The organism is Rhodanobacter sp. DHG33, assembly GCF_014843005.1.
In the GTDB taxonomy this organism is placed as follows: Bacteria; Pseudomonadota; Gammaproteobacteria; order Xanthomonadales; family Rhodanobacteraceae; genus Rhodanobacter_A.
Map to the genome: position 1 here is coordinate 94,812 of NZ_JACYXM010000006.1, position 25,846 is coordinate 120,657.

Here is a 25,846-nt window from a genome sequence, read left to right on the forward strand (position 1 = left end):
TCCATGGCGTCAGTGCGGGGTCGCCGTCGCGCCCGCCAGCGCTACGTAGGGTTCCTCGTGGGCGGTGGGATGGTTGGCTTTCCATGCCTGCATCAGCGCGCGCAGGCAGAACAGCGTCATCGCCACCACCAGGGCCATGAAGATGGCGGTCATCGCCATGTCCACGCGGTTGTTGGTGACGATCTGCTGCATCGCCGCCGCGGTCTTGGCCGGCGCCAGCATCTGGCCGCCCGCCAGCGCGGTGGCGTATTTGTCGGCGGCCGCGGTGAAGCTGATCGGCCCGGCCAGCTTCTCGTAGCCCGCCGCCAGCGTGCAGGTGATCAGCCAGATCGCCGGGATGCCCGGCACCCACACGTAGCGTTCGCGCTTCAGCTTCACCACCACCACGGTGGCCAGCATCAGCGCGATGGCGGCGAGCATCTGGTTGGCGATGCCGAACAGCGGCCACAGCGTGTTGATGCCGCCCAGCGGATCGACCGCGCCCTGGTAGAGGAAGTAGCCCCACAGGCCCACGCAGACCGCCGTGGCGAGCAGGTTGCCGGCCCACGATTCGGATGCCTGCAGCGGCTTGTGGATCAGGCCGGCGATCTCCTGGATCATGAAGCGGCCCACGCGCGTGCCGGCATCCACCGTGGTCAGGATGAACAGCGCTTCGAACAGGATGGCGTAGTGGTACCAGAACGCCATCATGCCTTCGCCCGGCAGGATGTTGTGCAGCAGCTGGGCCATGCCCACCGCCAGCGTGGGCGCGCCGCCGGCGCGGCTGAGGATGCTTTGTTCGCCCACGTCTTTCGCGGTCTGGATCAGTGCGTCCGGCGTCACCACGAAGCCCCACTGGCTGATCACCTGCGCCGCGTGTTCCGCAGTGGTGCCGATGAGCGCGCCCGGCGCGTTCATCGCGAAGTACACGCCCGGGTGCAGCGACACCGCCGCCACCATCGCCATGATCGCCACGAAGGCCTCGCACAGCATGCCGCCGTAGCCGACCAGGCGCGCCTGGCCCTCGTTCGCCAGCAGCTTGGGCGTGGTGCCCGAGGCGATGATCGAATGCCAGCCCGACACCGCGCCGCAGGCGATGGTGATGAACAGGAACGGGAACAAGTTGCCCTGGAACACCGGGCCGGTGCCGTCGATGAACTTGGTCACCGCGGGCATCTGCAGCATCGGCGCGGCGAGGAAGATCGCCAGCGCCAGCAGTGCGATGGTGCCGATCTTGAGGAAGGTGGAAAGGTAATCGCGCGGCGCCAGCAGCAGCCACACCGGCAGCACCGAGGCACAGAAGCCGTAGCCGATCAGCCACCACGCCAGCGCTTTGGCATCGAGGTCGAAGATCGGTCCCAGTGTGTCCGAACCGGCCACGAAGCGGCCGGCCCAGATCGACAGCAGCAACAGCACCAGGCCGATGATCGACACTTCGAGGATGCGCCCCGGCCGCAGCCAGCGCAGGTAGGCGCCCATCAGCAGCGCGATCGGGATCGTCGCCGCCACGGTGAACGTGCCCCATGGGCTGTGCGTGAGCGCCTTCACCACCACCAGCGCCAGCACCGCCAGCACGATCATCATCAGCACCAGCACGCCGATCATCGCCACGAGGCCGGGCACGGGCCCCAGTTCTTCGCGCAGCATGTGGCCCAGCGAGCGGCCGTCGCGACGCAGCGACAGGCCGAGGATCATGAAGTCCTGCACCGCGCCGGCGAACACCACGCCGAACAGTATCCACATCGTGCCTGGCAGGTAGCCCATCTGCGCCGCTAGCACCGGGCCCACCAGCGGGCCGGCGCCCGCGATGGCGGCGAAGTGGTGGCCGAACACCACCCACTTGTCGGTGGGCACGTAATCGAGGCCGTCGTTGCGCAGCACCGAGGGCGGCGCCCGCGTGGGGTCCATGCGTAGCACGCTGTGCTCGATGAACTTGCCGTAGAAGCGGTAGCCGATCAGGAACACGCACAGCGATGCCGCGACGAGCCAGATCGCGTTGATCGATTCGCCGCGCCGCAAGGCCACCACGCCGAGGCACCAGGCGCCCACGATGGCGATGGCGGCCCAGAGGATCTTCGCCGCCGGGCTGGGTTTGACGGTTGCGCTGTGCATGGGTTTTCTCCCGGAAACTGCCTGCAAGGTTCCCGCCGGGCGGGGCGGGGGTCAATGCCGCGGGATCTAGCCATTGGTCGAATGCGAGGCTCCGCCGGGACGGGATGCGCGCACCGCGGCCGCCAGCGCCTTGGCCAGCTGTTCGCCATGCAGCGGCTTGCGCAGGAAGCCGTCCATGCCGGCCTCGCGCGCCAGCGCTTCTTCGTTGCCGCCGGAGCGCGCGGTGATGGCGATCATCGGCAGCCGTTCGTGCGGTTTGCGCAGGCGCACCATGCGTGCCCACTGGAAACCATCGACACCCGGAAGGTCGAGATCGACCAGCGCCGCGTCGTAGCGCTGGTCTTCCAGGGACTGCATGGCGCGCAGGCCGTTCGGCTCGTGGTCGACCCGGTGGCCCTGGGCTTCCAGCAGCCCGGAGATGACGGCGGCCACGGTGATGTCGTCTTCCAGCAACAGCAGATTCAGGCCGGGGCCGTCGGTGCGGACGGTTTCGCTCGGCGCATCCGCCGCTTCTTCCACGGTCGGCAACGGGAGTTCCACCCGGAACGTGCTGCCCTTGCCCGGAGCGGATTCCAATTCGATGCGTCCGCCCATCATGGCGGTCAGCTCGCGGCAGATGGCCAGGCCGAGGCCGCTGCCGGAACCGCGCTGCGGGCCGTCCAGCTGTTCGAAGCGCTGGAACAGGCGCGCCTGATCGGCCGATGAAATGCCCGGGCCGGTATCGCTCACGATGAAGCACAGGCCGTCCGCGGTGGGAGCCAGCGACAGTCGCACTTCGCCGTGCTCGGTGAACTTCAACGCGTTGCCGCTGAGGTTGAGCAGGATCTGCTTGATGCGCACGGCATCGCCCTGTACCTGCGCGGGCGTGTCGTCGGCGATCTGCGTGTGCAGGGCCAACCCTTTGCTGGCCGCACGACCGAGCTGCAGCTGTGCCACGTCGAGCAGCAAGGCGCGCGGATCGAACGGCGCCGGCGTGAGCTGCAGGCGTCCGGCCTCGATGCGCGCGAGGTCGAGCGCGTCGTTGACCAGGGTCAGCAGCACTTCGCCGGAACGCTGGATGGTCCGCACGTAGTCGCGTTCGGTCGAACCCAGCGGGCGGTTCAGCAGCAGCTCGGCCATGCCGAGCACGCCCGTCATCGGCGTGCGGATTTCATGGCCGAGCTCGGCCAGGAATTGCGTCTTGGCCTCGCTGGCGGTCTGCGCGAGGCGGTGCTGCTGGGTGACCAGCTCCAGCTGCATGCGCTGGTGCTGCCTGCGGCGCGAAGCCAGCAACACGGCGCTGAAGATCGCGCCGAGCAGCAGCGTGTACATCAGCCACGACCACCAGCGCAGCCATGGCGCGCTGTCCACATGCAGCCGCAATGGTTGGCCCAGATTGCCCCACGCGCCATCCGGACCCGCGGCTTGCACGTACAGTTTGTAGTTGCCGCCGGGTAGCTGGGAGAAGCCGCGGTCGGCACGGTGGCCCGTATCGACCCAACCGCTGTCCATGCCGGAGAGGCGGAAGCGGTAAGTGTTGCGCTCGGGGGCGATGTAGGAAACGGCGCGGACGGTGACCGTAAGGTCGCGGTCGTTCCAGGCGACGTTCCAGTGGTCGTTCGTGCCGTCGAGCCGTTGCGTCTGGTCGCCGCGCCTTATGGTGACGGATTCCAGCCTGACGTCGGGTATGCGTGTCGGCTCGTGGATGTCGTCGGGGGCAAAGCCGACGACGCCGTCCTTGGCGGACGCATAGACATGGCCGTCGGGCGTTTCGGCGAGGCCGGTGTTGGTGAACTGCCCGTCCGGCAGGCCCTGATCGAGGCCGAATTCGCGCACCTTGCCGCTGCGGCTGTCGAAGCGCCACAGGCCGCTGCGCGAAAAGAACCAGAGCCGGTCGGCGCGGTCGGCGCGGATGCTGAGGACGTCGGAAACCGGGTGCTGCAGGTACAGCGGATAGGTGGCCAGCCACGTTACCCCTGCGTCGTCGAGGCGGTAATGGCTGAGGTTGGTCCCGTCCAGTTCCCACAGCTGCCGGTCGCGCAGGTCGACCTGGCCGATCCCGCCAGGATGCATGCCGGCCACGAACTGCGCCTGGGCGTCGCCCGGCGCCCAGCGCAGCAGGCCGGCATCGGAGGCGATCCACAGGGCATGCGCATACCAGCGCATGTCGTTGACGGGGACATGCACGGCCTTGGGGGCCAACTGCAGCGGCCGGATCGCCAGGCTGTCCGGGTCGGCCACCAGTACGCCTTCGGGTCGCTGGAGATAAGCGGTGCCGTCGTCGCCGAACTCGATGTGCTCGGGCCGTTTCGTCTTCAGCTCGGTGACCTGGCCGTGGTCGAGCACGTAACTGCCGCTGGGCGAACTGAACCATAGCCGCCCGCGGGCATCCTCGGCCATGCTGTAGATCTCGCGCCCTTGCGGCATCTGCCACGCAAGGTGTTCAGCGTTGCCGGTGGCGAGGTCGAGTCGGTCGAGCGCGCCGTTCTTGCCGCCCACCCACACATGGTCGTTGCCGTTGGTGGCCACCGCGGTGTACGTGCCGGGGACCAGGCTGTCGGCCGTATCGGGCGTGTGCGTGAAGAACCGGATGTCGTCCCAGTCCGGCGGCAGATAGCTCAGGCCATTTCCCGTGCCGATCCATAGACCGCCTTCGCGGTCGAGCACCAGTCCGTAGGCGTTGGCATCGGGCAAGCCATGGCGCAGCAGGGGATGGGGCGACACGTGTTGGAAATGGCCGTCGGCGTAGCGCAGGTACAGGCCGTCGCCGGTGCCCACCCACAACCGTCCCTTGTGGTCGGTGACCGTGCTGAACACGGCCTGGTTCGACATCTCGCCCGGCGCCATCAGGGTGGCGGCGCCGCTGGCGCCAAGCCCATAGAGGCCGTAGTTGGTGGCGATCAGCAGGGTGTCGCCCGAACGCGTCAGGTGGTACACGAGCAGCGGCTTGTCGCGCGAGGCATCGTCGGGGCGCTCGAACGTTACATGGACGATGCGTCCGTCCGGCAGGACGTGGTCGACGCCGCCGTGTATGCCCGCCCACACGCTGCCATCCGGATCGGCCAGCAGCGAGTAGACGATGTTGGACGCAAGGCTCGCCGGGTTGGCCGGGTCGTGCCGCACGTGATCGAAACCGCGGCCGTCCTTGCGCATGCGGTCGAGACCGTCGCTGAAGTGGCCCACCCACAACGGTCCTCCCGGGCTTTGCGCCAGGGCGGTGACGTCGTTGCTGACCGGGGATGCGGGATCGCCCGGATCGTGCAGCCAGTGGCGGAAATTCTCGTGCGCCGGATCATAGCTCACCAGGCCATCCTGACTGCCGCCCCAGAGCGTGCCGTTGCGGTCGACGAACAGCGTGGCCAGCGTGGCCGCCGAAATCGAGTTCGGATCGCGGGGATCGTGCCGCCACACCCGGAATCCGCCGCCGCCGTAACGCACCAGGCCGGACTCCGTGGATATCCACAGATAGTCGTCGCGATCCATCGCTATCGCGTCGATGACACTGCTGGGCAGACCCTCGGCGATGCCGTAATTGCGGAAGTTCGGTTCCGCCAGCGGCGGTGTCGGCGTGGCTGGCGCGGATGTCGCCAACGCGAGCTGGAATATCAATCCGGCGAACACGGGCGATCCTCGCCGATGGAATGGCTCCATGCCTGCGCGATCGATCGATCGGCGCGCGGAACAACGGATGGCTGCGTGGAAGAAGGCACGAGTTTTCCCCAGAACGGTGTCCTGGTGCAGTCGCTGGATTCTCCCTGGCTGAGAGGATCGCGGGGCGGAGGGCTCGACGCAACCCCGCGGACGCCGCTTTCACCGGCGTGTATCGATGTAGCTGGTATAAGTCGGGCCGTTCGCTGACCTGCCGTTTCGGGCCGGCGCCCATTTCGACGAGGCCTGCATGATTCGTGAAATCCTGAAGATGGGCGATCCGCGCCTGCTGCGCGTGGCGCCGCTGGTGCCCGATGAAATGATCGGCAGCGCCGAGTTGCAGGCCCTGATCGCCGACATGTTCGACACCATGCACGACGCCGGCGGCGTGGGTCTGGCCGCGCCGCAGATCGGCGTGGACCTGCAGCTGGTGATCTTCGGCTTCGAACATTCCGAGCGCTATCCCGATGCGCCCGCCGTGCCGCAGACCATTCTGCTCAATCCCGTCATCACGCCGCTGTCGCAGGACATGGAGGAGGGCTGGGAGGGTTGCCTCTCCGTGCCCGGTCTGCGCGGCGCGGTGAACCGCTACAGCCTGATCCGCTATCAGGGCATCGATCCGCATGGCGCGCCCATCGACCGCAACGCCGAGGGCTTCCATGCCCGCGTGGTGCAGCACGAGTGCGACCACCTGATCGGCCGCCTGTACCCCTCGCGCATCACCGACTTCAGCAAGTTCGGCTACACCGAGGTGCTGTTTCCCGGCATGGACGTGGCGGACGAATAGCCGGGATCACGGCGCGCAGACGGCAATCCGCGGCGAAGGCACGCGGCGGCGCAGGCCGCTGACCAGGGCGGCCAGCCCGAAACCCAGGGCCGCTACGCAGGTGCCGTCCCAGCCGGCCCGGGCCCAGGCGAATCCGGCCAGTGCCGAGCCGACCGCGCCGCCGACGAAGAACACGCCGGTATAGAGACCGTTGATGCGTCCGCGCGCTTCCGGGCGCAGCAGATTGATTTCGCGCCGGCCCAGGGTCAGGTCGCCGATGGTGCCCGCGTCGAGCAGGATCGCCGCGACCACCAGCGTCGCCAGCGCCAGCGTCGGCGATACAAACAGTTTCGCGTTGCCGCCCAGCCAGGCCAGCAAGGTTGCCAGCACCACGCAGGCGTGCGCCGCGAGCGTGGCCGTGCGTGCCTTGCCGGCGTCGCCCAGGCGTCCGGCCAAGGGCGCGCTGATCGCGCCGCTCACTCCGGCCAGCGCGAACAATGCGATGCCGTTCGCGTGCAGCCCGAACGGCGCGGCCGCCAGGCGCAGCGCCACCATCCCCCAGAAAGCGCTGAACGCGCCGAAGCACAGCGCCACCGACAGCGCTCGCTCGCGCAGCAGCGGCTCCGCGCGCCACAGCGCGGCCAGCGAAGACAGCAGCGCCGGATAGGCCATGCGTTGCCGCGGCGGCAGGCTGGGCATCGAGCGCGCCAGCGCGATCAGCAGCACGACGATGGAGCCCGCCAGCACGGCGTAGCTCGCATGCCAGCCCAGATAGCCGGCGACCACGCTGCTCAGCGGGCGCGACAGCATAATGCCCAGCATCATGCCGCTGGTGATGTTGCCGATCACGCGGCCGCGCTCCGCTTCCGCCGTCATCGCGGCGGCCAGCGGTATCAGCATCTGGATCACGGTGGCGCTGAAGCCCGTCAGCAGGCTGGCGGCGAGGAATGCCGGCGCCGATACCGGCAGCGCGGCGACCAGCAGGGTGAGCGCGTTGACCGCCAGCGTCGCCAGCACCAGCCGGCGGTTTTCGACCAGGTCGCACAGCGGCACCAGCAGGAACAGGCCCAGCGCATAGCCGAGCAGGGCCAGCGTGGCGACCAGGCTTACCACCGCGGCCGGCAGGCCGAGCGACTGGGCGATCACGCCCACCAGCGGTTGCGCCACGTAGAGACTCTGCACGATCACGCCGGTGGCCAGCGCGAACAGCAGTACCGGAGCCTGTGCAACCGGCGTAGAGACGGCACTTGCCGTGTTCATCGCACGGCCTCCTGGTAGGCGGCGAGCAAGGTGGCGTTGTCGAAGGAACCGTGGTGATGCACCTGCCGCCAGGTGCCATCGACGCGACGGAACAGCCGGCTGGTGCGGATCGCCGGTTTCAGGCGGAGGCCATCGCGTTCCAGCAGACCGCGCTCGCGGCCTACGGCATAGAACATGTCGCCGGCGACGTGCAGTGTGTAATCGTGGAAGGCCACCTGCACGCGCGCCCGGCCCTCGAAGATGCGCTGGTACACCGTGCGGATCGCCGGCCAGCCGCGTGCGATGCCGCCCAGCGGGTTGCTCATCGCCGCATCGGCGTCGTCATGCCAGTTGCGCGCCATCGCCTCGATGTCGCGGCTGTTGAACGCACGGTAGAAGGCGTTGAGGGCGGCCAACGGCGAAGCGGGATCGAAGCCGGTTTCGCTGCCGTCGATGGCGGCGGGAAGCTGGGTGGACATGGGATGTCTCCAAGGCGGGGAGGGGCGTCGGCGACATTCTTCGGCCAAAAACGATTTGAGAGAATCGGCAGTAGGATGGATGGACTATCCAAGGAAACAGGAGAATACCGTGGCCAGCCTGGACGACTACCGCGTCTTCGTCGCCATCGTGGAACAGGGCAACCTCACCGCGGCGGCACGACACCTGCGCCGCTCGCTGCAGGCGGTGAGCCGCTCGCTGCAGATGCTGGAGCGCGAGCTCGGGGTGGAGCTGATCCAGCGCACCACGCGTCGCGCGCAGCCCACCGCGGCCGGGCAGGCCTTCCACGCGCGGATCAGGACGGCGCTGGCCGATATCGACCTGGCTCGCTCGGCACTGGCCGAGCATGGCGCGCGCATCGACGGCACCCTGCGCATCGGCGGTTCCACCCAGTTCAGCGCACCGTATCTCGTGCCGCTGGTGGCGGCCTTCATGGAGCGCTACCCCGACGTGACCGTGGAGCTGGTGGTGGCCGACCAGCACGTCGACCTGCAGCGCGAAAAGCTGGATGCCACCGTGCGCCTGGGCGAGCTGGCGCCCAGCCGGCTGCACGCGCGACAGCTCGGCATGCTGCGCATGCTCACCGTGGGCGCTCCCGGCTACTTCGCGCAGCACGGCCGCCCGCGCAAGCCATCCGAACTGGGCCGGCACGACTGCATCGCGCGCCAGGGCAACGGCACGAGGCAGCGCTGGGAATTTCGACGCGGCAACCGCCACGAATCGGTGGAAGTACATGGCCGTTTCAGCGCGAACAACGCCGCGGCCTGCAATGCCGCGGCAGTGGCCGGTCTCGGCATTGCGGTGGCGGCGTTGTGGCAGGTGCGCCCGCTGCTCGACCAGGGGCGGCTGGAGACCGTGCTGGACGACTGGCAGGCTCCGGGCTTGCCGCTGCACATCGTCTGGCCGCCCGGCAGGCAATTGCCTGCGCGCACGCGCGCCTTCATCGATTTCGCCGCGGCGCGCTGGACGGCCGAGCCGCCGGGCTGATGCGTCGAGTGGCTTGCCCGGCATCCCCTGTGCCGCCACCATCGCGGTTCGACACGACGGGGCAGGGTGCATGCGCGATACGGTTCGTTCCACGACAACGATGGATGCGGTGTCCCGCAATCCCGGTATCGACCTGCTGCGCGGACTGGCCATCGTGCTGGTGGTGTTCAACCATCTCGGCATACGCATTCCGCTGGAGAAGAGCGCGCTGGCCGACGTGCTGCCGACCTGGCTGCTGAACCGGTTGAACTGGAACGGCTACGAAGCCGTGTACGTGTTCTTCGTGATCTCCGGTTTCCTGATCGCAGGGAACGTGCTGCGCCGCTGGGGCAGCCTCGCGGCCATCGACGCGCGTGCGTTCTACGCGCGGCGGTTCGCGCGCATCGTGCCCTGCCTGCTTGCCTTGCTCGCGGTGCTGAGCGCGCTGCATCTGCTGGGCGTGCAGGATTACATGATCCATCGCGCCGGCCAGTCGCTGCCGGGCGCGCTACTGTCCGCGCTGGGCCTGCATCTCAACTGGTACGAAGGGCGTACCGGCTACCTGCCGGGCAACTGGGACGTGCTGTGGTCGCTGTCCATCGAAGAGGCCTTCTACCTCGGCTTCCCGCTGGCCTGCCTGCTGCTGCGGCGCCGCGTGTTGCTGGTGCCGCCTTTGGTGCTGCTCGCGCTGTCGCTGCCATGGGCGCGTGCGGCGCTGCACGGCAACGAGATCTGGCTGGAGAAGGCCTACCTGCCTGGCATGGCGGCGATCGCCACCGGCGTGCTCGGCGCGCTGCTGGCCGACGCCTGCCGGCCGCCGCGGCGCACGGTCGTCATGCTGGGCTGGCTGGGCGCGCTGGGCCTGGGCGCGGTGCTGCTGGACGGTGGCGCGCTGTGGCACTGGCTGCGCGACGGCTACATGCTGGTGCTCACGGGTTCCGCCTTGTGCCTGCTGCTGTGTTTCCGCTGGCGCGCCGACGAAGGCGCAGTGCCGCGGCTGCGCGGTTTCGCATGGCTGCGTTCGTGGGGCCGGATGAGCTACGAGATCTACCTCACCCACATGTTCGTGGTGTTCGCCGTGATACGCGCGTACCGCGCCTGGGACGGCAATCCGGCGCACGGCTGGCTGTGGTATCTGCCCGCGTTGGTGCTGTGCTGGCTGCTCGGTAACGCCGTGGAGCGCCTGCTGTCCGTGCCGTGCGAACGGTGGCTGCGCGGGCGGTTGAAAGGCGTCGCATCGCTCGGTCGCACATCGGCGCAGCCCGGTTAGACGGTGCCACGCGCGTTGCTTCCGCGGCGAATCCGAAGCGCAACAGAACGACGCGAGGTCGCGCGGCTTAAGGAACGCACCGCCATTGGCGATACCTGTGACGATATCGCGTGAATTCCGTCTCCGAGCGGGGTACTGTCGCAGGCGCCAGTGAAGGCGGATGTGTCTCCCCGCGTGCAGGGAATGCCGGGTGAGCCGATCTCCCATCAAGAGTCCCCCATGCAATGAGCCGTTACGACAAACCGCCATCGGGCAACAGCGTCGACTGGAACCATCCGGACATCCAGTTGCTGCTCAGCAAGACCGAGGGCTGGAACCTGGACAACCGCGGCGTGTACCCGTGCGCGCCCTGCGAGCTGCACGTTGGCTGGGGCGCCGGCGTGGGCCGGCACGCCACCCTGATCTACGAGCGCGAAGGGGTCATGGTGGTCGAGGCGAACTTCGCCATCCCCAAGGGCGAACATGTGCGCGTGGATCGTACCCAGGGTGGTGCGATGCGTTCGATCTGGGGCATCGTCATGGACGGTCGCGAAGGTTTCCGTGCCGAGGATCGCGCCCAAGGCCTCCATGTGCACTGGGTGCATATGCGTTGAGGTGCATGCCCGCTTCATGCGATGGGACCTGCGATCGACGAGTCCTTCGCGACCGCCGCTGCACGGCCTGAGGTTTCACGCGGCTTGAGAAGACCGGCGCTGCAACGATAACGATGATGGCTGCCCATGCCGCCACGCGCGGGGTTGCGCGCGCCTGTCGCGCGCGGCACTGGACATGCCGTCGCTTCTGCTGCCCGAACGGCGTTGAACCATCAACGCTGGATTGGCTGATCCGCGCGTGAGGCACGCATGCGCTGGACGCGCACGACGCTGCCGCCCTGGTACGTCACCACATAGGTGGACCCCTCGTGCGCCTGCTGGCTGACCTGGACGGGCGCGCTCCGGATGGCCTTCTGCACCGCATCCTGATGGAACGCCACCAGATCGCCAGTGGGAATCAGCATCAGCGGCGGGCTGATCTGCTGGAAGCTGGTGAAGTGGCTGCCGCACTGGGTGGTGTCGTTGCTGAACTTGAGCCAGCCCTGGCCGCAGCTCTGCCCGGATACTTCCGGAAGGCGCTTCAGCCAGATGAAGTATTTGTTCTCGTGCGTGATCCGCACACGGTTGTAGCGCGTGTCCTCGCCGCCGATGTTGTCCGCGGTCCAGAAGCGCACGACGCTGGCCTCGTGGCAATCGGCCGAGGCGCATTCCTGCAGCACCAGGTATTCGTCGTCCTGCAGCGACATCGGCTCGATGTTGAGGATGTCGCCCTTCGTCAGCGCCTGCGCGGGAAACACCACCGCCGGCATGCGCGGATCGACCTTGAAGTCCCCGGAGACCAGGTAGCCGCCGTGCTCCGACGAAAACGGCGGCGCGGTGACCTTGACGCCCGGGAGATCGGTTTGCGCCAGGGCGGCGGAACACACCAACGCGCAGCAGCCGGACAACACGAGATCCATCGTCTTCATGAAGGCTCCGATGGTGCCCCGCCGGCGGTCGGCTTGACGATCAGGCTGGCGCGCCGCGCAGCACCCGGCCGTAAGTGTGCACCTCATCGACCAGGACGTGCACGTGTTCGGGATCGACCTCCGGCGTGATGCCGTGGCCCAGGTTGAACACGTGGCCGGGATTCGGGCCGTAGCTGTCGAGCACGGCGCGCGCTTCGCGGCGGATCACCTCGGGGCCGGCGCGCAGGATCGCCGGGTCGAGGTTGCCCTGCAGCGCCACCTTGCCACCCACCGCGCGTCGCGCGCCGGCGAGGGCTATCGTCCAGTCCACGCCCAACGCGGCGCAGCCGGTGTCGGCCATCGCGGCGAGATGCGCGCCGGCGCCCTTGGAGAACAGGATCACTGGCAAGTCGCGTGCGTGCGCGTCGGCCTTCAGTTCGCTGACGATCTGCGCCATGTAGCGCAACGAGAACTCGCGGAACGGCGCAGGTCCGAGCAGGCCGCCCCAGGTGTCGAAGATCATCAGCGCCTGCGCGCCGGCCGCTGCCTGTGCCGAGAGATAGGCGGCCACGCTGCGCGCCAGCACGTCGAGCAGGCGGTGGGCGAGCGCGGGCTCGCTCCAGCACATCGCCTTGAGCGTGGCGAAATCGCGCGAGCCGCTGCCTTCCACCATGTAGCAGGCCAGCGTCCACGGGCTGCCGGAGAAGCCGATCAGCGGCACGCGGCCGGCCAGCTCCCTGCGGATCAGGCGCACCGCGTCCGTCACGTAGCGCAGCTCGCCGTCCATATCGGGCACGCCCAGCCGCGCGACGTCGGCGGCGGTGCGCACGGTGCGCGCGAACTGCGGACCTTCGCCCTGCGCGAAACTGAGGCCGAGGCCCATCGCGTCGGGGATGGTGAGGATGTCGGAAAACAGGATCGCGGCGTCGAGGTCGAAGCGCGCCAGCGGCTGCAGCGTCACCTCGCAGGCGAATTCGGGATTCTGCGCCAGGCCCATGAAGCTGCCGGCGCGTTCGCGCGTCGCACGGTACTCGGGCAGGTAGCGGCCGGCCTGGCGCATCACCCAGATCGGCGTGGTGTCGACGGGTTCGCGCCGAAGTGCGCGCAGGAAACGGTCGTTCTTCAGCGGTGTATTCATCGGGTCAACGGCCATAGGGGCCGTCGAGGCCCTGGCTGAACATCAGGCGATAGCCGCGCTTGAGCTGGGCGTCGCGCGCCTTCTCGAAGGCGGCGATGGCCTCGTCGCGCTCCAGGTACTGCTCGCGCTTGAGCGTGGCCTTGCCGCCCTGCTGGCCCGTTTCGCGGTACAGCGTCCAGCCACCGAGCAGGTCCTGCTCCAGCACGATCTGGACATAGCGTGGCGGCTCGGCGCTGCCGGGCAGGTTTTGCAGGTAGAGGCGCATGGTGTCGGCGATGGGCGGTCAGATTGCCGCGTCCGTCCATTCTAGAAGGGACGGCATCATGCTGGCGAGCCCGGCTCCTCCGGGTTGCACGCTTCAGGCGAAGGTCGTCGCCGACGACAGCGCACGATGGGCGGAACGCCAGGAGACGAAACAGCCGCCCCACAGGGCAAGCGCGCAGATGGCGTCGACCAGCGCATTGCAGGCAGTGCCGTTCGATCCCAGGGCGATGGCCGCGATGCCGATGACGCCGGCCAGGCTCATCACGGCGGCGACGGCGTAATAGTGCGGCGCCCGGAACAGCGGCGCGAGCGGACAGAAATGCAGCCCCACGATGATGGCGACCACCGGCATCAGGTAGGCGGTGTGCTGCGGCGACAGCCACCAGGCGGCGATGTTGATCGCGACTATCTCCGCGATGAAGACGACGACGAAGCGGCGACGCATGCGCCGCCGGTCAATCGAGGGCGTGACGGGCAGTCCGGGTTGCCGCGCCATGCGCATCAGCTGGACGGCCGCAGCGAACAGCGCCCCCAGGATCAGGAAGGCGGCAAGGAAACCGAAGGTGGTGAAGCTTCCCCGGTATGCGGACAGTCCCGCCGCGGCCCAGAGCGCGCCGAAGCTGGCCGCCGCGAGAATGCCCATGGCGCGGCTGCGCAGGGCGGTGGCGGTCAACGGTGCAGGTGTTCCCGTATGCATGGTCGGACTCCTGGCGGCTGTCTGACGCAAGCGTACGCGGTGCAAGCCGCGCGCGCCGCTAGGGCTCATCACGGAGATGCGCTGACAGTTGTCAGCCGCATCGAGGGCGCGGATCAGGCCCCGATGGCCGCACGCAGCACGGCAAGTACGTCGGCTTCGCCGACGCCCGAGACGATTTCGGCACGGCCGATGCCCCGCCACAGGATCAACCGCAGCGTGCCCGCGGTGTTCTTCTTGTCCAGCCGCATCAGCGCCAGCAGCTGCTGCGCGTCCATGCCGGGCGGGATGGCCACGGGCAGGCCTAGGGTTTCCAGCAGTCGCTGCAGGCGTGCGGTGTCGGCGGTGGCGCTCATGCCCAGCCGCTCGGACAGGCGCGCAGCGAGCAGCATGCCGACGGCGACGCCTTCGCCGTGCAGCAGCGTGGTGTAGTGGCCGGCGGTTTCCAGCGCGTGGCCGAAGGTATGGCCGAGGTTGAGCAGGGCGCGTTCGCCCTGCTCGGTTTCGTCGCGTGCCACCACGCCGGCCTTGTAGCGCAGCTTGCGCGCGATGGCTTCGATCACGGCCTCGTCGCCGCGCGCGGCCAATGCATCGGCGTGCGCTTCCAGCCAGGCGAAGAACGGCTCGTCGCCGATGGCTGCGCCCTTGATGACTTCGGCCAGCCCGGCGCGGTATTCGCGGTCGGGCAGGGTGGCCAGCGTATCGATGTCGGCCACCACGGCGCGCGGCTGGTGGAAGGCGCCGACAAGGTTCTTGCCGGCCGGCAGGTTCACGCCGGTCTTGCCGCCCACCGAGGAATCCACCATCGCCAGCAGGGTGGTGGGCATCTGGATGAAGTCGATGCCGCGCATCCAGCACGCCGCGCTGAAGCCGGCGAGGTCGCCCACCACGCCGCCGCCTAGCGCGATCACGCAGGCGTCGCGGGTGGCGCCGAGTGCGGCCAGCGCGTCCAGCGCGCGTTCCACGTTGGCGAAGCTCTTGTGCGCCTCGCCGTCCTCGATCAGGAAGCTGGACCATTGCAGGCCGTCGAGGCCGCGCGCCACGCGCTCCAGGTAGAGCGGCGCCACCGTGGTGTTGCTGATCACCAGCACGTGGCGGCCGCGCAGGCGTTCGCGCCATCGCGCGCTGTCGGCCAGCAGGCCGCGGCCGATCCAGACCGGGTAGCTGCGTTCGCCAAGGGTGACGTCGAGGGTGGTGGGATTGCTCGGGTTCATGCGGTGAGTGTTTGGCGTTGCCAATGTTGGTCGATCAGGGCGATGGCTTGCGCGCCGATGGCGGCAACGCCGTGGATGGCGGGGAGCGCGAGGTCGGCGGTTTCGCGGTACAGCGGTTCGCGGACCGCAGCCATCGCTTCCAGCCGTGCGCGGCGGTCCGCGCCGGCCAGCAACGGACGCTTGGTGTCGTGCGCCAACCGCTCCAGCTGCTGTTCGATATCGGCCTGCAGCCACAGCACGTAACCGCGTCCGGCCAGCATGGCGCGATTGTGCGCGGCGAGCACCGCGCCGGCACCGGTGGCGAGCGCCACTCCGTCGCCCGCGCTGAATTCGTCCAGCAGGGCGCTTTCCCGCTGACGGAAGCCGACCTCGCCTTCGATCTCGAACACCGTGCTCACGTCCGTGCCGGTGCGTCGCTCGATCTCGCGGTCGAGATCGACGAAACGCAGGCCATAATGCGCAGCGAGGTGCCTGGCAAGGGAAGTCTTGCCGGCGCCGGTCGGGCCAATCAGGAACAGGTTGCGCGACGGATTCATACGGCAACTTTAACAGCAGGTGTTTGGATGGCCGAACGGATTTTGCTCGCGGGGTGCGGCGACCTGGGACTTCGGGTGGCCACGCGCCTGCTGGCGGCAGGCGACGAAGCATGGGCGCTGCGCCGGCGGCCGCCGCCCGATGGCGCGCCCGGCCTGCATTGGCTGGGTGCCGATCTGGCGGCGCCGCACTCCCTGGCCGGGCTGCCTGCGGGCATCACCCGCGTGGTGTACCTGCCTGCGCCCGATGTGCGCGACAAGGCGGCGTACCGCACGCTGTTCGTGGATGGCGTGCGCCACCTGCTGGAAGCCCTGGACATGCGCACGTTGCGGCAGGTGCTGCTGGTGTCCTCCAGCGCGGTGTACGGCGAGCACGACGGCGACTGGGTGGATGAGGACACTCCCACCGCGCCGCTGGGTTTCAACGGCGCGCTCCTGCGGGAAGCCGAGCAGTGGCTGGCTGAGCAGCCCGTGCCGTCCACTGTGCTGCGCCTCGCCGGACTGTATGGGTCAGGGCGCACGCAACTGGTCGAGCGCATTCGCTCCGGGGCACAGCGCGTGCCGCGCGAGGCGCCGCATTGGGCCAACCGCATCCACGTCGACGATGCGGCGGCGGCCATCGTGCATCTGCTGCGCCTGCCCGCGCCGTTGCCGCTGTATCTGGGCGTGGACGACACACCGCTGCCGCTGGACGAGCTGTGCGATTTCATCGCCCACCTGGTCGATGCGCCGCCGCCACGCGAGGGACCGGCGCCCGCCGGCGTGGGCAGCAAGCGCCTGCGCAACGGCCGCCTGCGCGCGAGCGGCTGGGCGCCGCAATGGCCGGATGCACGCGACGGCTACGCGGCGTTGCTGGATACTTGATCCTTCCCATCCCAGGAGTCCGCTCATGGCCAGTTTTCCCATCCCGCACGGCATGGTCACCACCGGCAACGACCTGCACGGCTATCGCGTCACGCGCACGCTGGGCATCGTGCGCGGCATCACGGTGCGTTCGCGCAGCGTGGTGGGCAACCTGGGCGCAGCATTGCAGACCCTGGTGGGCGGCAACATCACGATCTACACGGAGCTGTGCGAAAAGGCGCGCGAGGAGGCCTTCGAGCTGATGCTGCAGCACGCCGGGGCCATGGGCGCGAACGCTGTGGTCGCCATGCGCTACGACGCCAACGACGTGGCCGAAGGTGTCACCGAGGTGCTGTCCTACGGCACGGCGGTGCAGGTGGAGCCGGCATAGCTCACGGCCTGCATGCAGGAGCGCACTCCGCGCTCCTGCAGAGTGGATCAGGCGTGCGTGAGACCGGTCATGTGGCGGTCTTCGTCGTATTCCACGCAACTGTCGGCGAGCGCGGGTAGGGTGGCCAGCGCGTGGCGGCTGAGCCGTTCGAAGTGCTGCAGAAAGCGCGTCATGGCGGCTGTATCCATCGCCAGCGGTGCATGCCGCGCCAGCAATTCTTCCTCGGTCTCGCCGCGCCAGCGGCGCACCACGTCCCAGCTGGGCGCCTGCAGCACGATCAAGGCATCGAACTTGCGCCACAGCGGCTGGTAGCCGCGCAGCTGCTTGTTGACCCAGTGGCGCCAGCTGCCGTCGGGGTCTTCCTCGCGCTCCAGTTCGTTCACGGGTTCTTCCAGCGCGGACTGCAGCTGCGGCCGGATGCCCAGCGCCCAGCCTTCCACGATCACCAGCTTCGGCGGGCGCGTGACGCGTGGCCAGCGCGAAGGCTGCATGCGCGTGTCGCGGCCCTTGTCGAAGTGGGGCCAGTCCACCGGCAATTTCTCCGAGGCATGCGGCAACGCCGCCAGTACCGAGAGCAGCAGTTCGATCTCGTGCGTGCCCGGCACGCCGCGGGTGCGCAGCAGCGGGTGGATATGGTGGGCCATCAGCTCGCGGTCGGCGCGCGAGTAGTAGAAATCATCCAGCGACAGGACCTCGGTGGCCCAGCCGCGCGCTTCGGCCTGTACCTTCATCTCGCGCGCCAGCGTGCTCTTGCCGCTGCCCTGCAGCCCGGACAGGCCGATGATGTAGGGGCGGCGCGCGCGGGCGATGCGGCCGGCGTACTGGTCCAGCAGGTGGCCCGCGAGCGAGGCATTCGGCGCGGGCGGGTGCGGCTTGGCTGCGGTCATCGGCAGGCTTCCGCTTCGGGCGGGCGCAGCCTGCCGCGGACAGGGGCAGGGTGTGGGGCTGGGGTAAGATGGGCCGGCTTCATCCGCGTCATGATGGCGCGGTCGCGCCACGATTCAAGGAAAAGTTTCAAAGCCATGTTGAATCCCGAGATTCTGCAAACTTTCCGGCAGTTGCTGGACGAGGCCAAGGCCTCCGGCGACCCCGAGCCCACCGCGATGAACCTGTCCACCGTGGACGCCGACGGCCGGGTGGCTTCGCGCATCGTGCTGCTCAAGGGCACCGACGAGCGCGGCTTCCGCTTCCACACCAACTACGACAGCGACAAGGGCAGCCAGCTGACGGTGCACCCGCAGGTGGCGCTGTGCTTCCACTGGAAGCAGTTGCGCCACGGCGTGCAGGTGCGCGTGGAAGGCGTGGCGCGCAAGCTGCAGGCGGACGAATCCGATGCCTACTTCGCGACGCGTCCGCGCGGCAGCCAGATCGGCGCATGGGCGTCGCTGCAATCGCAGACCCTGCCCGACCGGCACAGTTTCGACGAGCGCGTGGCGCGCTACGAACACGAGTTCGAAGGCCGTGACGTACCGCGCCCGCCGCACTGGGGCGGCTTCCTGGTCGAGCCCGACATGGTCGAGTTCTGGTACGGCGCCGAGTTCCGCCTGCACGACCGCGTGCGCTGGAGCCGGCACGGCCAGACCTGGACGAACCGCCTGCTGTATCCCTGAGAGCCGGCATGAGCGATCCGTTTCCCCAGCGCATCGTCTGCCTCACCGAGGAGCCGACCGAAGTCCTCTACGCGCTCGGCGAAGAGCAGCGCATCGTTGGCATCTCCGGTTTCACCGTGCGGCCGCCGCGGGCGCGCAAGGAGAAGCCCAAGGTCTCCGCGTTCACCAGCGCGAAGATCGGCGAGATCCTCAAGCTGGAGCCGGACCTGGCGATCGGCTTCTCCGATATCCAGGCCGACATCGCCCGCGAGCTGGTGAAGGCCGGCGTCGAGGTGTGGATCAGCAACCACCGCAGCGTGGACGGCATCCTCGCCTACATCCGCCGACTCGGCGCGATGGTGGGTGCGCACGAGAAAGCCGAAGCCTATGCGTTGCGCGCGGAGCAGCACATCGCGGCCGTGCGCGCGGCGGCGGCGAAACTGCCGCGCCGGCCCAAGGTGTATTTCGAGGAATGGGACGAGCCCATCATCACCGGCATCCGCTGGGTGGCCGAGCTGGTGCAGATCGCCGGCGGCGAGGACTGTTTCCCCGAGCTGACGCGCGAACCGCTGGCCAAGCAGCGCATCCTGCCTAACGGCGACGAAGTGGTGCGGCGCGCGCCGGACATTGTCCTCGGTTCGTGGTGCGGCAAACGCTTCCGGCCCGAGAAGGTGGCGGCGCGGCCGGGCTGGGACACGATGCCCGCGGTGCGCGACGGCGAACTCCACGAGATCAAGTCGCCGATCATCCTGCAGCCGGGGCCGGCGGCGCTGTTCGACGGGCTGGATGCGATCCATCGCATCGTTGCGGCATGGGCGGAGCGTCACGACTGATCCGCGCTGTGCGCTGCGGACCAGTCGCGACGTCGGTGCTCACCAGACCTGCACGCGATCCTTGGCGTCGCGCCACATCGGCTGGCCGGGCTTGACGTCGAACGCTTGGTAGAAATCCGGGATGTTCGACAGCGGCCCGTTCACGCGCCACTTGGCCGGGGCGTGCACGTCGCTGAGCAGGGACTGGCGCAGCATGGCGTCGCGTTCCTCGAAGATCCACGACAGCGCATAGCCGAGGAAGAAGCGCTGCAGCGGCGTGTAGCCGGCGATCTTCTCGCCCTTCTTGTATTCGTCGGTCTGCTTGAACGCATCCAGGCCGATCAGCACGCCGCCCAGGTCGGCCATGTTCTCGCCGAGGCTGGCGCTGCCGTTGATGTGCAGGCCCGGCAGCGGCTCGTAGGCATCGAACTGCTTCACCAGCACGTCGGCGCGCTGGTTGAACTTCTTCGCGTCTTCCTTCGTCCACCAGTCGGCGAGGTTGCCCTTGGCGTCGAACTGGCGGCCCTGGTCGTCGAAGCCGTGGGTGATCTCGTGGCCGATGGTCGAGGCGGCGGCATAGCCGTACACGACGGCGTCGTCCACCTGGTCGTCGCTGAAGCCAGGGATCATGAACTGCGCGGCCGGCAGCACGATCTCGTTGTTCGACGGGTTGTAGTAGGCGTTGTAGGTCTGCGGCGTCATGTCCCATTCGCTGCGGTCGACCGGCTTGCCGAACTTCGACACCTGGTCGTTGAAGGCCCAGCGCCGTGCGTTCATTTCGTTCTGCGCCCAGGAGTCGCGGCCGATCTGCAGCGCGGAGTAGTCCTTCCACTTGTCCGGGTAGCCGACCTTCTTGGTTACCGCGGCGAGCTTCTCCAGCGCCTTGGCCTGGGTGGCGGGGCTCATCCAGTCCAGCTTCTTGATGCGCTCGCCGTAGGCGGTGCGGATCGCCTCGACCAGGTCGTTGTAGCGCTGCTTGGTCTTCGCGGGGAAGTAGTTCTGCACGTAGATGCGGCCGAGGATCATGCCGATGGCGCGGTTCTCCGCGCGCAGCGCGCGCTTCCAGCGCGGCTGCTGCTCCTGCTGGCCGGTGAGCACGCGGCCGTAGAAATCGAAATGCTCGTCGTCGAAGGGCTTGCTGAGCGTTGAGGCGTAATCGTCGACGAGGTGCACGCGCAGGTAGTCGCGCAGCACCGGCACCGGCGTCTGCGCGAGCAGCTTCTGCAGGCTGCCGAAGAATTCGGGCTGGCCGACGATGACGTAGGACGGGTCAAGCTTCCACGCCTGCATCTGCTGGCCCCACGCGATGCCCGGCGTGTATTTGCGGGTCAGGTCGGCGGCAGACATCTTGTTGTAGTTCTTCTGCGGATCGCGCAGGTCGGCCAGCGGACGCGACGCCTTGGCCAGCGCGGTCTCGAAGGCCATCACCTTGTCGGCGCTGGTGCCGGCCGAAGCATCGTCCTCGCCCAGCAGCTTGAACATGTGCTGCAGATGCGCGACGTACGCCGCGCGCGCCTTGGCCACGCCGGCCTCGGTGTTGAAGTAGTAGTCGCGCTCGGGCAGGCCGAGTCCGCCCTGATCCAGATGGACCGCCATCACGTCGCTCTGCTTCTCGTCCTGCTGCACGCCGAAATCGAACAGGACGTCGACGCCCAGCGGCTGCAGCGCGAAGGCCTCGTCGATGGCGCCAGGCACGTCCTTGATGGCGGCGATGCGGTCGAGCTCGGGCTTCAGCGGCGCCAGGCCCTGGCGTTCGGCCAGGTCGCCGTCCATCGCCGTGCTCCAGAAATCGCCGATCTTCTGCTCGTCGCTGCCGGCCGGGGCGTCCTTCTTCGCCGCGGCGTCCTCGCTGATCTTGCGCAGCTTGCCGTACAGGTCCTCCTGCACCAGCTTGCCGATGCCCCAAGAGGCTTCCGAAGCGGGGATGGGGTTGGCCTTGAGCCATGCGCCATTCGCGTAGCTGAAGAAATCGTCGCCGGGATTTACCGAGGCGTCGATGTTCGCGGCCACCACGTCCGCCTTCGTCGCAGGCGTCGCCGCGGTCGTCGATGCGGGGGCGGGTGCCGCGGAGGTCGCGGCAGTGTTCGCTGCCTGCGGCGGCGTTGCACTGCTGCAACCACCCAGTGCGATGGCGACGGATGCCGCCAGCAGGCCACAGGACAAACGGTATGTCTTCGCTTTCATGCGCAACGCTCCCCGAGAATGTCGGCGCATGCTAGCGGATCGCCGCGCGGCTGGGCCGCGCGCGTGGCATGACTTTCGACGTGGATGGTCGGGGTCCAGTCCCCTGAATACGGAAACCGGCACGCCTGTTGGATCGTGTCAGGTGTTCTTGAGAGCGTTGGGATGGATGGTCCGCATGAGTGGGCAGCGCGAGCGCTTGGTGCTTGCTGCACGGGCTTTTGGCTGAACGCAAGCAACCAAAAACAAACGGCACGATCGCTAGATCGTGCCGGCTGTTCTTGAAGAGTGCGGCCATGGATGGCCGCGGTTGGCGCTGGATAGGGCGAATGCTTGAAGCTTGCCGCTACCTGCCACCTTGCCGCGATCCGGGAAGATCGCAAAAGCAGATGGCGCTCCCAACGAGGTTCGAACTCGTGTTCCCGCCTTGAGAGGGCGGTGTCCTAGACCGCTAGACGATGGGAGCGGATTGCTGCGAGGCGCGGTAGTATAGCTGAATTGCTTTCTCCGGCAATGCCCGTCGAATGACGTCGCGCAACGCATGCGGCCCCATGCCGCCGCACCGCTGTCATGCCACGGACGTGCCGGATACGCCAGCTCAAGGACTCCACACGCTTGAATCCCGAAGCCAGGAACGACGCCATGCCCGCGCTGCGGATCATTCCGCGCGAGCAGCACACGATCTCCCGCAAGAACATCAGCAAGGCCGCGCTGCGCGTGCTGTACCGACTCAACGAGGCCGGCTACGACGCCTTCCTGGTCGGTGGCGCGGTGCGCGACCTGCTGCTGGGAGGGCGCCCGAAAGACTTCGACGTGGCCACCAACGCCACGCCGGACGAAGTGAAGAAGCTGTTCCGCAACTGCCGCCTGATCGGCCGGCGCTTCCGTCTGGCCCACGTGGTGTTCGGGCCGGAGATCATCGAGGTGGCCACCTTCCGCGGCACCGGCGAGGAGGAAGGCGCGGAGGGCGAGCGCCACATCGTCGACGGCCGCATCGTGCGCGACAACGTGTGGGGCACGATCGAGGAAGACGCGCTGCGCCGCGACTTCCGCGTCAACGCGATGTACTACGCCGTCAACGACTTCTCGGTACGCGACTACGTCGGCGGCATGCAGGATCTCGAGGACCGCGTGCTGCGCCTGATCGGCGAACCGGTCACGCGCTACCGCGAAGACCCGGTGCGCATGCTGCGCGCGGCGCGGCTGGCGGCCAAGCTCGGCTTCACCATCGATGCGGCGGCGTCCGCGCCGTTCGAGGAGCTGGGTCCGCTGTTGCTCGAGGCTTCGCCGGCGCGGCTGTTCGACGAATCGCTGAAGATGTTCCTCTCCGGGCACGGGCTGAAGAGCTTCCGCATGCTCGAGCAGTGCGGTCTGCTGCAGTTCCTGTTCCCCGCCACCGCGCGTGCGCTGAAGCGCGGCGACGAAGCCTTGCGCGCCCTGGTCGAACAGGGCCTGGCCAATACCGACGAACGCGTGGCCGAAGGCAAGTCGGTGACGCCGGCCTTCCTGTTCGCCGTGCTGCTGTGGGGCGAGGTGCGCGACCTGGCGCATCACCAGATCGCCCGCGGCAAGGACGCCAACGAAGCCTGGATGCACGCCGCGATGCAGGTGGTGGCGGAGCAGTGCCAGCGTGTGGCGATCCCGCGCCGCTTCACCTTCACCATGGAAGAGATCTGGTCGCTGCAGCCGCGCTTCGAGCAGATCCAGCGCAAGAAGGTGTTGCGCCTGCTGACGCATCCGCGGTTCCGCGCCGCGTTCGATTTCCTGCTGCTGCGCGCGCACGAATCGCCGGCGATCCGCGAGCTGGGCCTGTGGTGGGATCACGCCCAGCAGTTGCCGCACGACACGCTGGCGGCGGCGCTGCCGACGCACGGCGGCGGCAACGATTCCGATGCGCCCGCGGCGGCGCCCAGTCCGGCGCGCAAGCGGCGCCGGCGCAAGCCCGCGGCGAAGTCCAAGCCCGCGTGACCGCAGCCTACGTTGCGTTGGGCAGCAACCTGGGTGATCCGCGCCGCCAGGTGCTGGATGCGATGGATGCGTTGGCGCGCCTGCCTGGCACGCAACTGATGCGCCGTTCGCGCCTGTATCGCACGCCGCCTTGGGGCGTGCTGGAGCAGCCGCCGTTCGTCAATGCCGCCGTGTTGCTCGAGACCGGCATCGAGCCGCAGGCGCTGCTGGAAGCGCTGCTGGCGATCGAGCAGCGCGCCGGCCGCGTGCGCACCGAGCGCAACGGGCCGCGCACGCTGGATCTCGATCTGCTGCACATGGACGGCGTGCAGAGCGACGACGCCAAGCTGACCCTGCCGCATCCGCGCATCGCCGAGCGCGCCTTCGTGCTGCTGCCGCTGGCCGACCTGGCGCCCGATCTCGTATTGCCGGGGCAGGGCCGTGTGGCCGACCTGCTGCCGGCCGTAGATACGCAGGGTTGCGAGTGCCTTGGCGAAAGCCGGCTGGCCGAATGATGCGGCGCAGCGGATAATCGACGGACTAACGACTCGAGGCCGCACCGTGTACGTGGATCCCGCCACCATTCCAGCGCGCAAGCCGGTCACCGTGCCCGGTCTGCACGCCATGAAGGCCGAAGGCCGCCGCATCGCCGTGCTCACCGCCTACGACTACAGCCTCGCCGCGCAGGTGGAACTGGCCGGCATCGACGTGGCGCTGGTGGGCGATTCGCTGGGCATGGTGGTGCAGGGTCACAAGAGCACTTTGCCGGTGACGCTGGACCACATGGTCTACCACACGCAGGCGGTGGCGCGCGGGCTGTCGGCCACGCTGCTGGTCACAGACCTGCCGTTCATGGCCGATCGCGACGTGTCGCACGCGCTGCAGGCCGGTGCGCGGCTGGTGGGCGAGGCGGGCGCGGCGATGGTGAAGATCGAAGGCGCCGCGCCGCACATCCTGGACGCGATTTCCGCGCTGGTGGCGCGCGCGATCCCGGTGTGCGCGCACCTGGGCCTCACCCCGCAGTCGGTGCACAAGTTCGGCGGCTTCCGCATTCAGGGCCGCGAGCAGGAAACGGCCGATCGCATCTTCGCCGAGGCCCAGGCCGTGCAGGCCGCGGGCGCGGACCTGCTGGTGCTGGAGGGCGTGCCCACCGCGCTGGGCAAGCGGGTGACGCAGGAGCTGAAGATTCCGGTAATCGGCATCGGCGCCGGGCCGAACTGCGACGGCCAGGTGCTGGTGATCCACGACATGCTGGGCATCACGCCGGGCAAGCGACCCAAGTTCAGCAAGGATTTCCTCGCCGGCCGCGATTCTGTGGCGGCTGCGCTCGCCGCCTATGCGGCCGACGTGCGGAGCGGGGCTTTCCCAGCCCCCGAGCACTGTTTCAACTGAGCTTCCACCGAGCGAGAACACGCCATGCAAACCGTGCAAGACGCCCCGGCGCTGCGTGCCGCCATCCGCGGCTGGCGCTCCCAGGGCCAGACTGTGGGGCTGGTGCCCACCATGGGCAATCTGCATGCGGGGCACCACTCGCTGTTGAAGCTGGCGCGCGCGCGCGCCGACCGCGTGGTGGCCACGGTGTTCGTCAACCCCACCCAGTTCGGGCCGAACGAGGACTTCGAGCGCTACCCGCGCACCCTGGTGCAGGACCAGGCCGGCCTCGCCGAGCATGGCTGCGACCTGCTGTTCGCCCCGGAAGTGGCGACCCTGTACCCGTTCGGCGCCGCGCAGAGCGTGAGCATCCACGTGCCCGGCATCACCGACACGCTGGAGGGCGCGCATCGCCCCGGCCATTTCGATGGCGTGGCCACCGTGGTGTGCAAGCTGTTCAACCTGGTGCAGCCTGACCTGGCGGTGTTCGGCCAGAAGGATTTCCAGCAGCTCAAGGTGATCGAGCGCATGGTGCGCGACCTGTCCTTGCCGCTGAAGGTGATGGGCGCGCCCACCCTGCGCGCCGACGACGGCCTGGCGTTGAGTTCGCGCAACCAGTACCTGTCCGAGGCGGAGCGCAGGCAGGCGCCGCTGGTCCGGCAGACTCTGCAGCAGATGCGCGACCTGCTGGGCAAGGGCCATGCGCGGCGCATCATCGAGGAAGCCGCGCATTCGAAGCTGGAGCGGGCGGGCTTCGTGCCCGACTACGCGGTGATCCGCCGTGCCGAGGACCTGTCCGAGCCGGCCGACGGCGAGCGCGAGGGGCTGGTGGCGCTGATCGCCGCGCGCCTTGGCACGACGCGCTTGATCGACAACCTTCCGTTTGACTGAATCGCCCCCATTTCCGGGGCAGAACCGCCGATGTTGCGGTG

Annotated in this window: 24 protein-coding genes and 1 tRNA gene; 12 read left to right on the forward strand and 13 right to left on the reverse strand. The window is 68.4% G+C overall.

From position 1 onward, the window contains the following. Nucleotides 1–9 precede the first annotated feature (9 nt). Both IHE46_RS12065 and IHE46_RS12070 read right to left on the reverse strand, forming a co-directional pair. Complete coding sequence (locus tag IHE46_RS12065; protein ID WP_192164897.1) at nucleotides 10–2,091, reverse strand: carbon starvation CstA family protein; 2,082 nt, start codon at nucleotides 2,089–2,091, stop codon at nucleotides 10–12. 66 nt (nucleotides 2,092–2,157) lie between these two features. Then, nucleotides 2,158–5,691, reverse strand: a complete 3,534-nt coding sequence (locus tag IHE46_RS12070; RefSeq protein WP_192164898.1) for a hybrid sensor histidine kinase/response regulator — start codon at nucleotides 5,689–5,691, stop codon at nucleotides 2,158–2,160. 277 nt (nucleotides 5,692–5,968) lie between these two features. Between IHE46_RS12070 and def the strand changes: the two genes are divergently transcribed. Beyond that, nucleotides 5,969–6,505 (forward strand): peptide deformylase, encoded by a 537-nt coding sequence (gene def / locus IHE46_RS12075; protein WP_192164899.1) that lies wholly within the window; start codon nucleotides 5,969–5,971, stop codon nucleotides 6,503–6,505. A 6-nt stretch (nucleotides 6,506–6,511) separates the two neighbouring features. Here the strand turns inward: def and IHE46_RS12080 are convergent, their stop codons facing one another. Together IHE46_RS12080 and IHE46_RS12085 are read right to left on the reverse strand one after the other, a co-directional pair. Then, entirely contained in the window at nucleotides 6,512–7,744 is a 1,233-nt protein-coding gene (locus IHE46_RS12080; RefSeq protein WP_192164900.1) for an MFS transporter, read from the reverse strand. Then, a complete protein-coding gene (locus IHE46_RS12085) occupies nucleotides 7,741–8,202 on the reverse strand; it encodes a nuclear transport factor 2 family protein (RefSeq protein WP_192164901.1) in 462 nt (153 codons plus the stop codon). The genes IHE46_RS12080 and IHE46_RS12085 overlap by 4 nt, the downstream gene beginning before the upstream one ends. A 109-nt stretch (nucleotides 8,203–8,311) precedes the next feature. Between IHE46_RS12085 and IHE46_RS12090 the strand changes: the two genes are divergently transcribed. The 3 genes from IHE46_RS12090 to IHE46_RS12100 all read left to right on the forward strand — a co-directional run bounded on the left by IHE46_RS12090 (nucleotide 8,312) and on the right by IHE46_RS12100 (nucleotide 11,050). Further along, on the forward strand, nucleotides 8,312–9,208 hold the full coding sequence (locus tag IHE46_RS12090) for a LysR family transcriptional regulator (RefSeq protein ID WP_343230023.1): 897 nt from the start codon (nucleotides 8,312–8,314) through the stop codon (nucleotides 9,206–9,208). A gap of 70 nt (nucleotides 9,209–9,278) precedes the next feature. Continuing rightward, nucleotides 9,279–10,457 (forward strand): acyltransferase, encoded by a 1,179-nt coding sequence (locus IHE46_RS12095; protein ID WP_192164903.1) that lies wholly within the window; start codon nucleotides 9,279–9,281, stop codon nucleotides 10,455–10,457. Between the two features lie 224 nt (nucleotides 10,458–10,681). Continuing rightward, nucleotides 10,682–11,050, forward strand: a complete 369-nt coding sequence (locus IHE46_RS12100) for a hypothetical protein (RefSeq protein WP_192164904.1) — start codon at nucleotides 10,682–10,684, stop codon at nucleotides 11,048–11,050. A gap of 212 nt (nucleotides 11,051–11,262) precedes the next feature. Here the strand turns inward: IHE46_RS12100 and IHE46_RS12105 are convergent, their stop codons facing one another. The 6 genes from IHE46_RS12105 to IHE46_RS12130 all read right to left on the reverse strand — a co-directional run bounded on the left by IHE46_RS12105 (nucleotide 11,263) and on the right by IHE46_RS12130 (nucleotide 15,783). Then, nucleotides 11,263–11,958: a hypothetical protein gene (locus IHE46_RS12105; RefSeq protein WP_192164905.1), complete on the reverse strand. Its 696-nt coding sequence runs from the start codon at nucleotides 11,956–11,958 to the stop codon at nucleotides 11,263–11,265. A gap of 40 nt (nucleotides 11,959–11,998) precedes the next feature. Continuing rightward, on the reverse strand, nucleotides 11,999–13,075 hold the full coding sequence (gene hemE, locus IHE46_RS12110; RefSeq protein WP_192164906.1) for a uroporphyrinogen decarboxylase: 1,077 nt from the start codon (nucleotides 13,073–13,075) through the stop codon (nucleotides 11,999–12,001). A gap of 4 nt (nucleotides 13,076–13,079) precedes the next feature. Next, nucleotides 13,080–13,340, reverse strand: coding sequence for a WGR domain-containing protein (locus IHE46_RS12115; protein WP_192164907.1), 261 nt, complete (start codon nucleotides 13,338–13,340; stop codon nucleotides 13,080–13,082). 93 nt (nucleotides 13,341–13,433) lie between these two features. Beyond that, nucleotides 13,434–14,012: a hypothetical protein gene (locus tag IHE46_RS12120; protein ID WP_192164908.1), complete on the reverse strand. Its 579-nt coding sequence runs from the start codon at nucleotides 14,010–14,012 to the stop codon at nucleotides 13,434–13,436. Between the two features lie 137 nt (nucleotides 14,013–14,149). Beyond that, on the reverse strand, nucleotides 14,150–15,247 hold the full coding sequence (gene aroB, locus IHE46_RS12125) for a 3-dehydroquinate synthase (protein ID WP_192164909.1): 1,098 nt from the start codon (nucleotides 15,245–15,247) through the stop codon (nucleotides 14,150–14,152). Continuing rightward, a complete protein-coding gene (locus IHE46_RS12130; protein ID WP_192164910.1) occupies nucleotides 15,244–15,783 on the reverse strand; it encodes a shikimate kinase in 540 nt (179 codons plus the stop codon). The genes aroB and IHE46_RS12130 overlap by 4 nt, the downstream gene beginning before the upstream one ends. Before the next feature lie 27 nt (nucleotides 15,784–15,810). Between IHE46_RS12130 and IHE46_RS12135 the strand changes: the two genes are divergently transcribed. Next, a complete protein-coding gene (locus IHE46_RS12135) occupies nucleotides 15,811–16,644 on the forward strand; it encodes an NAD-dependent epimerase/dehydratase family protein (protein ID WP_192164911.1) in 834 nt (277 codons plus the stop codon). Between the two features lie 25 nt (nucleotides 16,645–16,669). Continuing rightward, a complete protein-coding gene (locus IHE46_RS12140; protein WP_192164912.1) occupies nucleotides 16,670–17,014 on the forward strand; it encodes a YbjQ family protein in 345 nt (114 codons plus the stop codon). A gap of 47 nt (nucleotides 17,015–17,061) precedes the next feature. On the opposite strand, the gene IHE46_RS12145 is transcribed toward IHE46_RS12140, so the two are convergent. Then, a complete protein-coding gene (locus IHE46_RS12145; RefSeq protein ID WP_192164913.1) occupies nucleotides 17,062–17,901 on the reverse strand; it encodes a kinase in 840 nt (279 codons plus the stop codon). A gap of 135 nt (nucleotides 17,902–18,036) precedes the next feature. On the opposite strand from IHE46_RS12145, the gene pdxH reads away from it, so the two are divergent. Continuing rightward, on the forward strand, nucleotides 18,037–18,624 hold the full coding sequence (pdxH, locus tag IHE46_RS12150; RefSeq protein WP_255430889.1) for a pyridoxamine 5'-phosphate oxidase: 588 nt from the start codon (nucleotides 18,037–18,039) through the stop codon (nucleotides 18,622–18,624). Nucleotides 18,625–18,632: 8 nt separating this feature from the next. Then, the gene (locus IHE46_RS12155; protein ID WP_192164914.1) at nucleotides 18,633–19,436 is read left to right on the forward strand and encodes an ABC transporter substrate-binding protein; all 804 of its coding nucleotides are present in this window, start codon (nucleotides 18,633–18,635) and stop codon (nucleotides 19,434–19,436) included. Nucleotides 19,437–19,475: 39 nt separating this feature from the next. On the opposite strand, the gene IHE46_RS12160 is transcribed toward IHE46_RS12155, so the two are convergent. Next, on the reverse strand, nucleotides 19,476–21,599 hold the full coding sequence (locus IHE46_RS12160; protein ID WP_192164915.1) for a M13 family metallopeptidase: 2,124 nt from the start codon (nucleotides 21,597–21,599) through the stop codon (nucleotides 19,476–19,478). Between the two features lie 387 nt (nucleotides 21,600–21,986). Then, a tRNA-Glu gene (locus tag IHE46_RS12165) sits at nucleotides 21,987–22,062 on the reverse strand. Between the two features lie 149 nt (nucleotides 22,063–22,211). Here IHE46_RS12165 and pcnB point away from each other — a divergent pair. Genes pcnB through panC form a run of 4 tightly spaced genes read left to right on the forward strand, consistent with a single transcriptional unit; the run spans nucleotide 22,212 to nucleotide 25,805 of the window. Then, a complete protein-coding gene (gene pcnB / locus IHE46_RS12170; protein WP_192164916.1) occupies nucleotides 22,212–23,564 on the forward strand; it encodes a polynucleotide adenylyltransferase PcnB in 1,353 nt (450 codons plus the stop codon). Beyond that, entirely contained in the window at nucleotides 23,561–24,058 is a 498-nt protein-coding gene (folK, locus tag IHE46_RS12175) for a 2-amino-4-hydroxy-6-hydroxymethyldihydropteridine diphosphokinase (RefSeq protein WP_192164917.1), read from the forward strand. Before pcnB ends, folK begins: the two co-directional genes overlap by 4 nt. 46 nt (nucleotides 24,059–24,104) lie before the next feature. Beyond that, entirely contained in the window at nucleotides 24,105–24,935 is an 831-nt protein-coding gene (gene panB / locus IHE46_RS12180; RefSeq protein ID WP_192164918.1) for a 3-methyl-2-oxobutanoate hydroxymethyltransferase, read from the forward strand. A 24-nt stretch (nucleotides 24,936–24,959) separates the two neighbouring features. Further along, nucleotides 24,960–25,805 carry a pantoate--beta-alanine ligase gene (gene panC, locus IHE46_RS12185; RefSeq protein ID WP_192164919.1) on the forward strand — a complete coding sequence of 282 codons (846 nt, stop codon included), beginning with the start codon at nucleotides 24,960–24,962 and terminating at the stop codon, nucleotides 25,803–25,805. The last annotated feature ends 41 nt before the right edge of the window (nucleotides 25,806–25,846 follow it).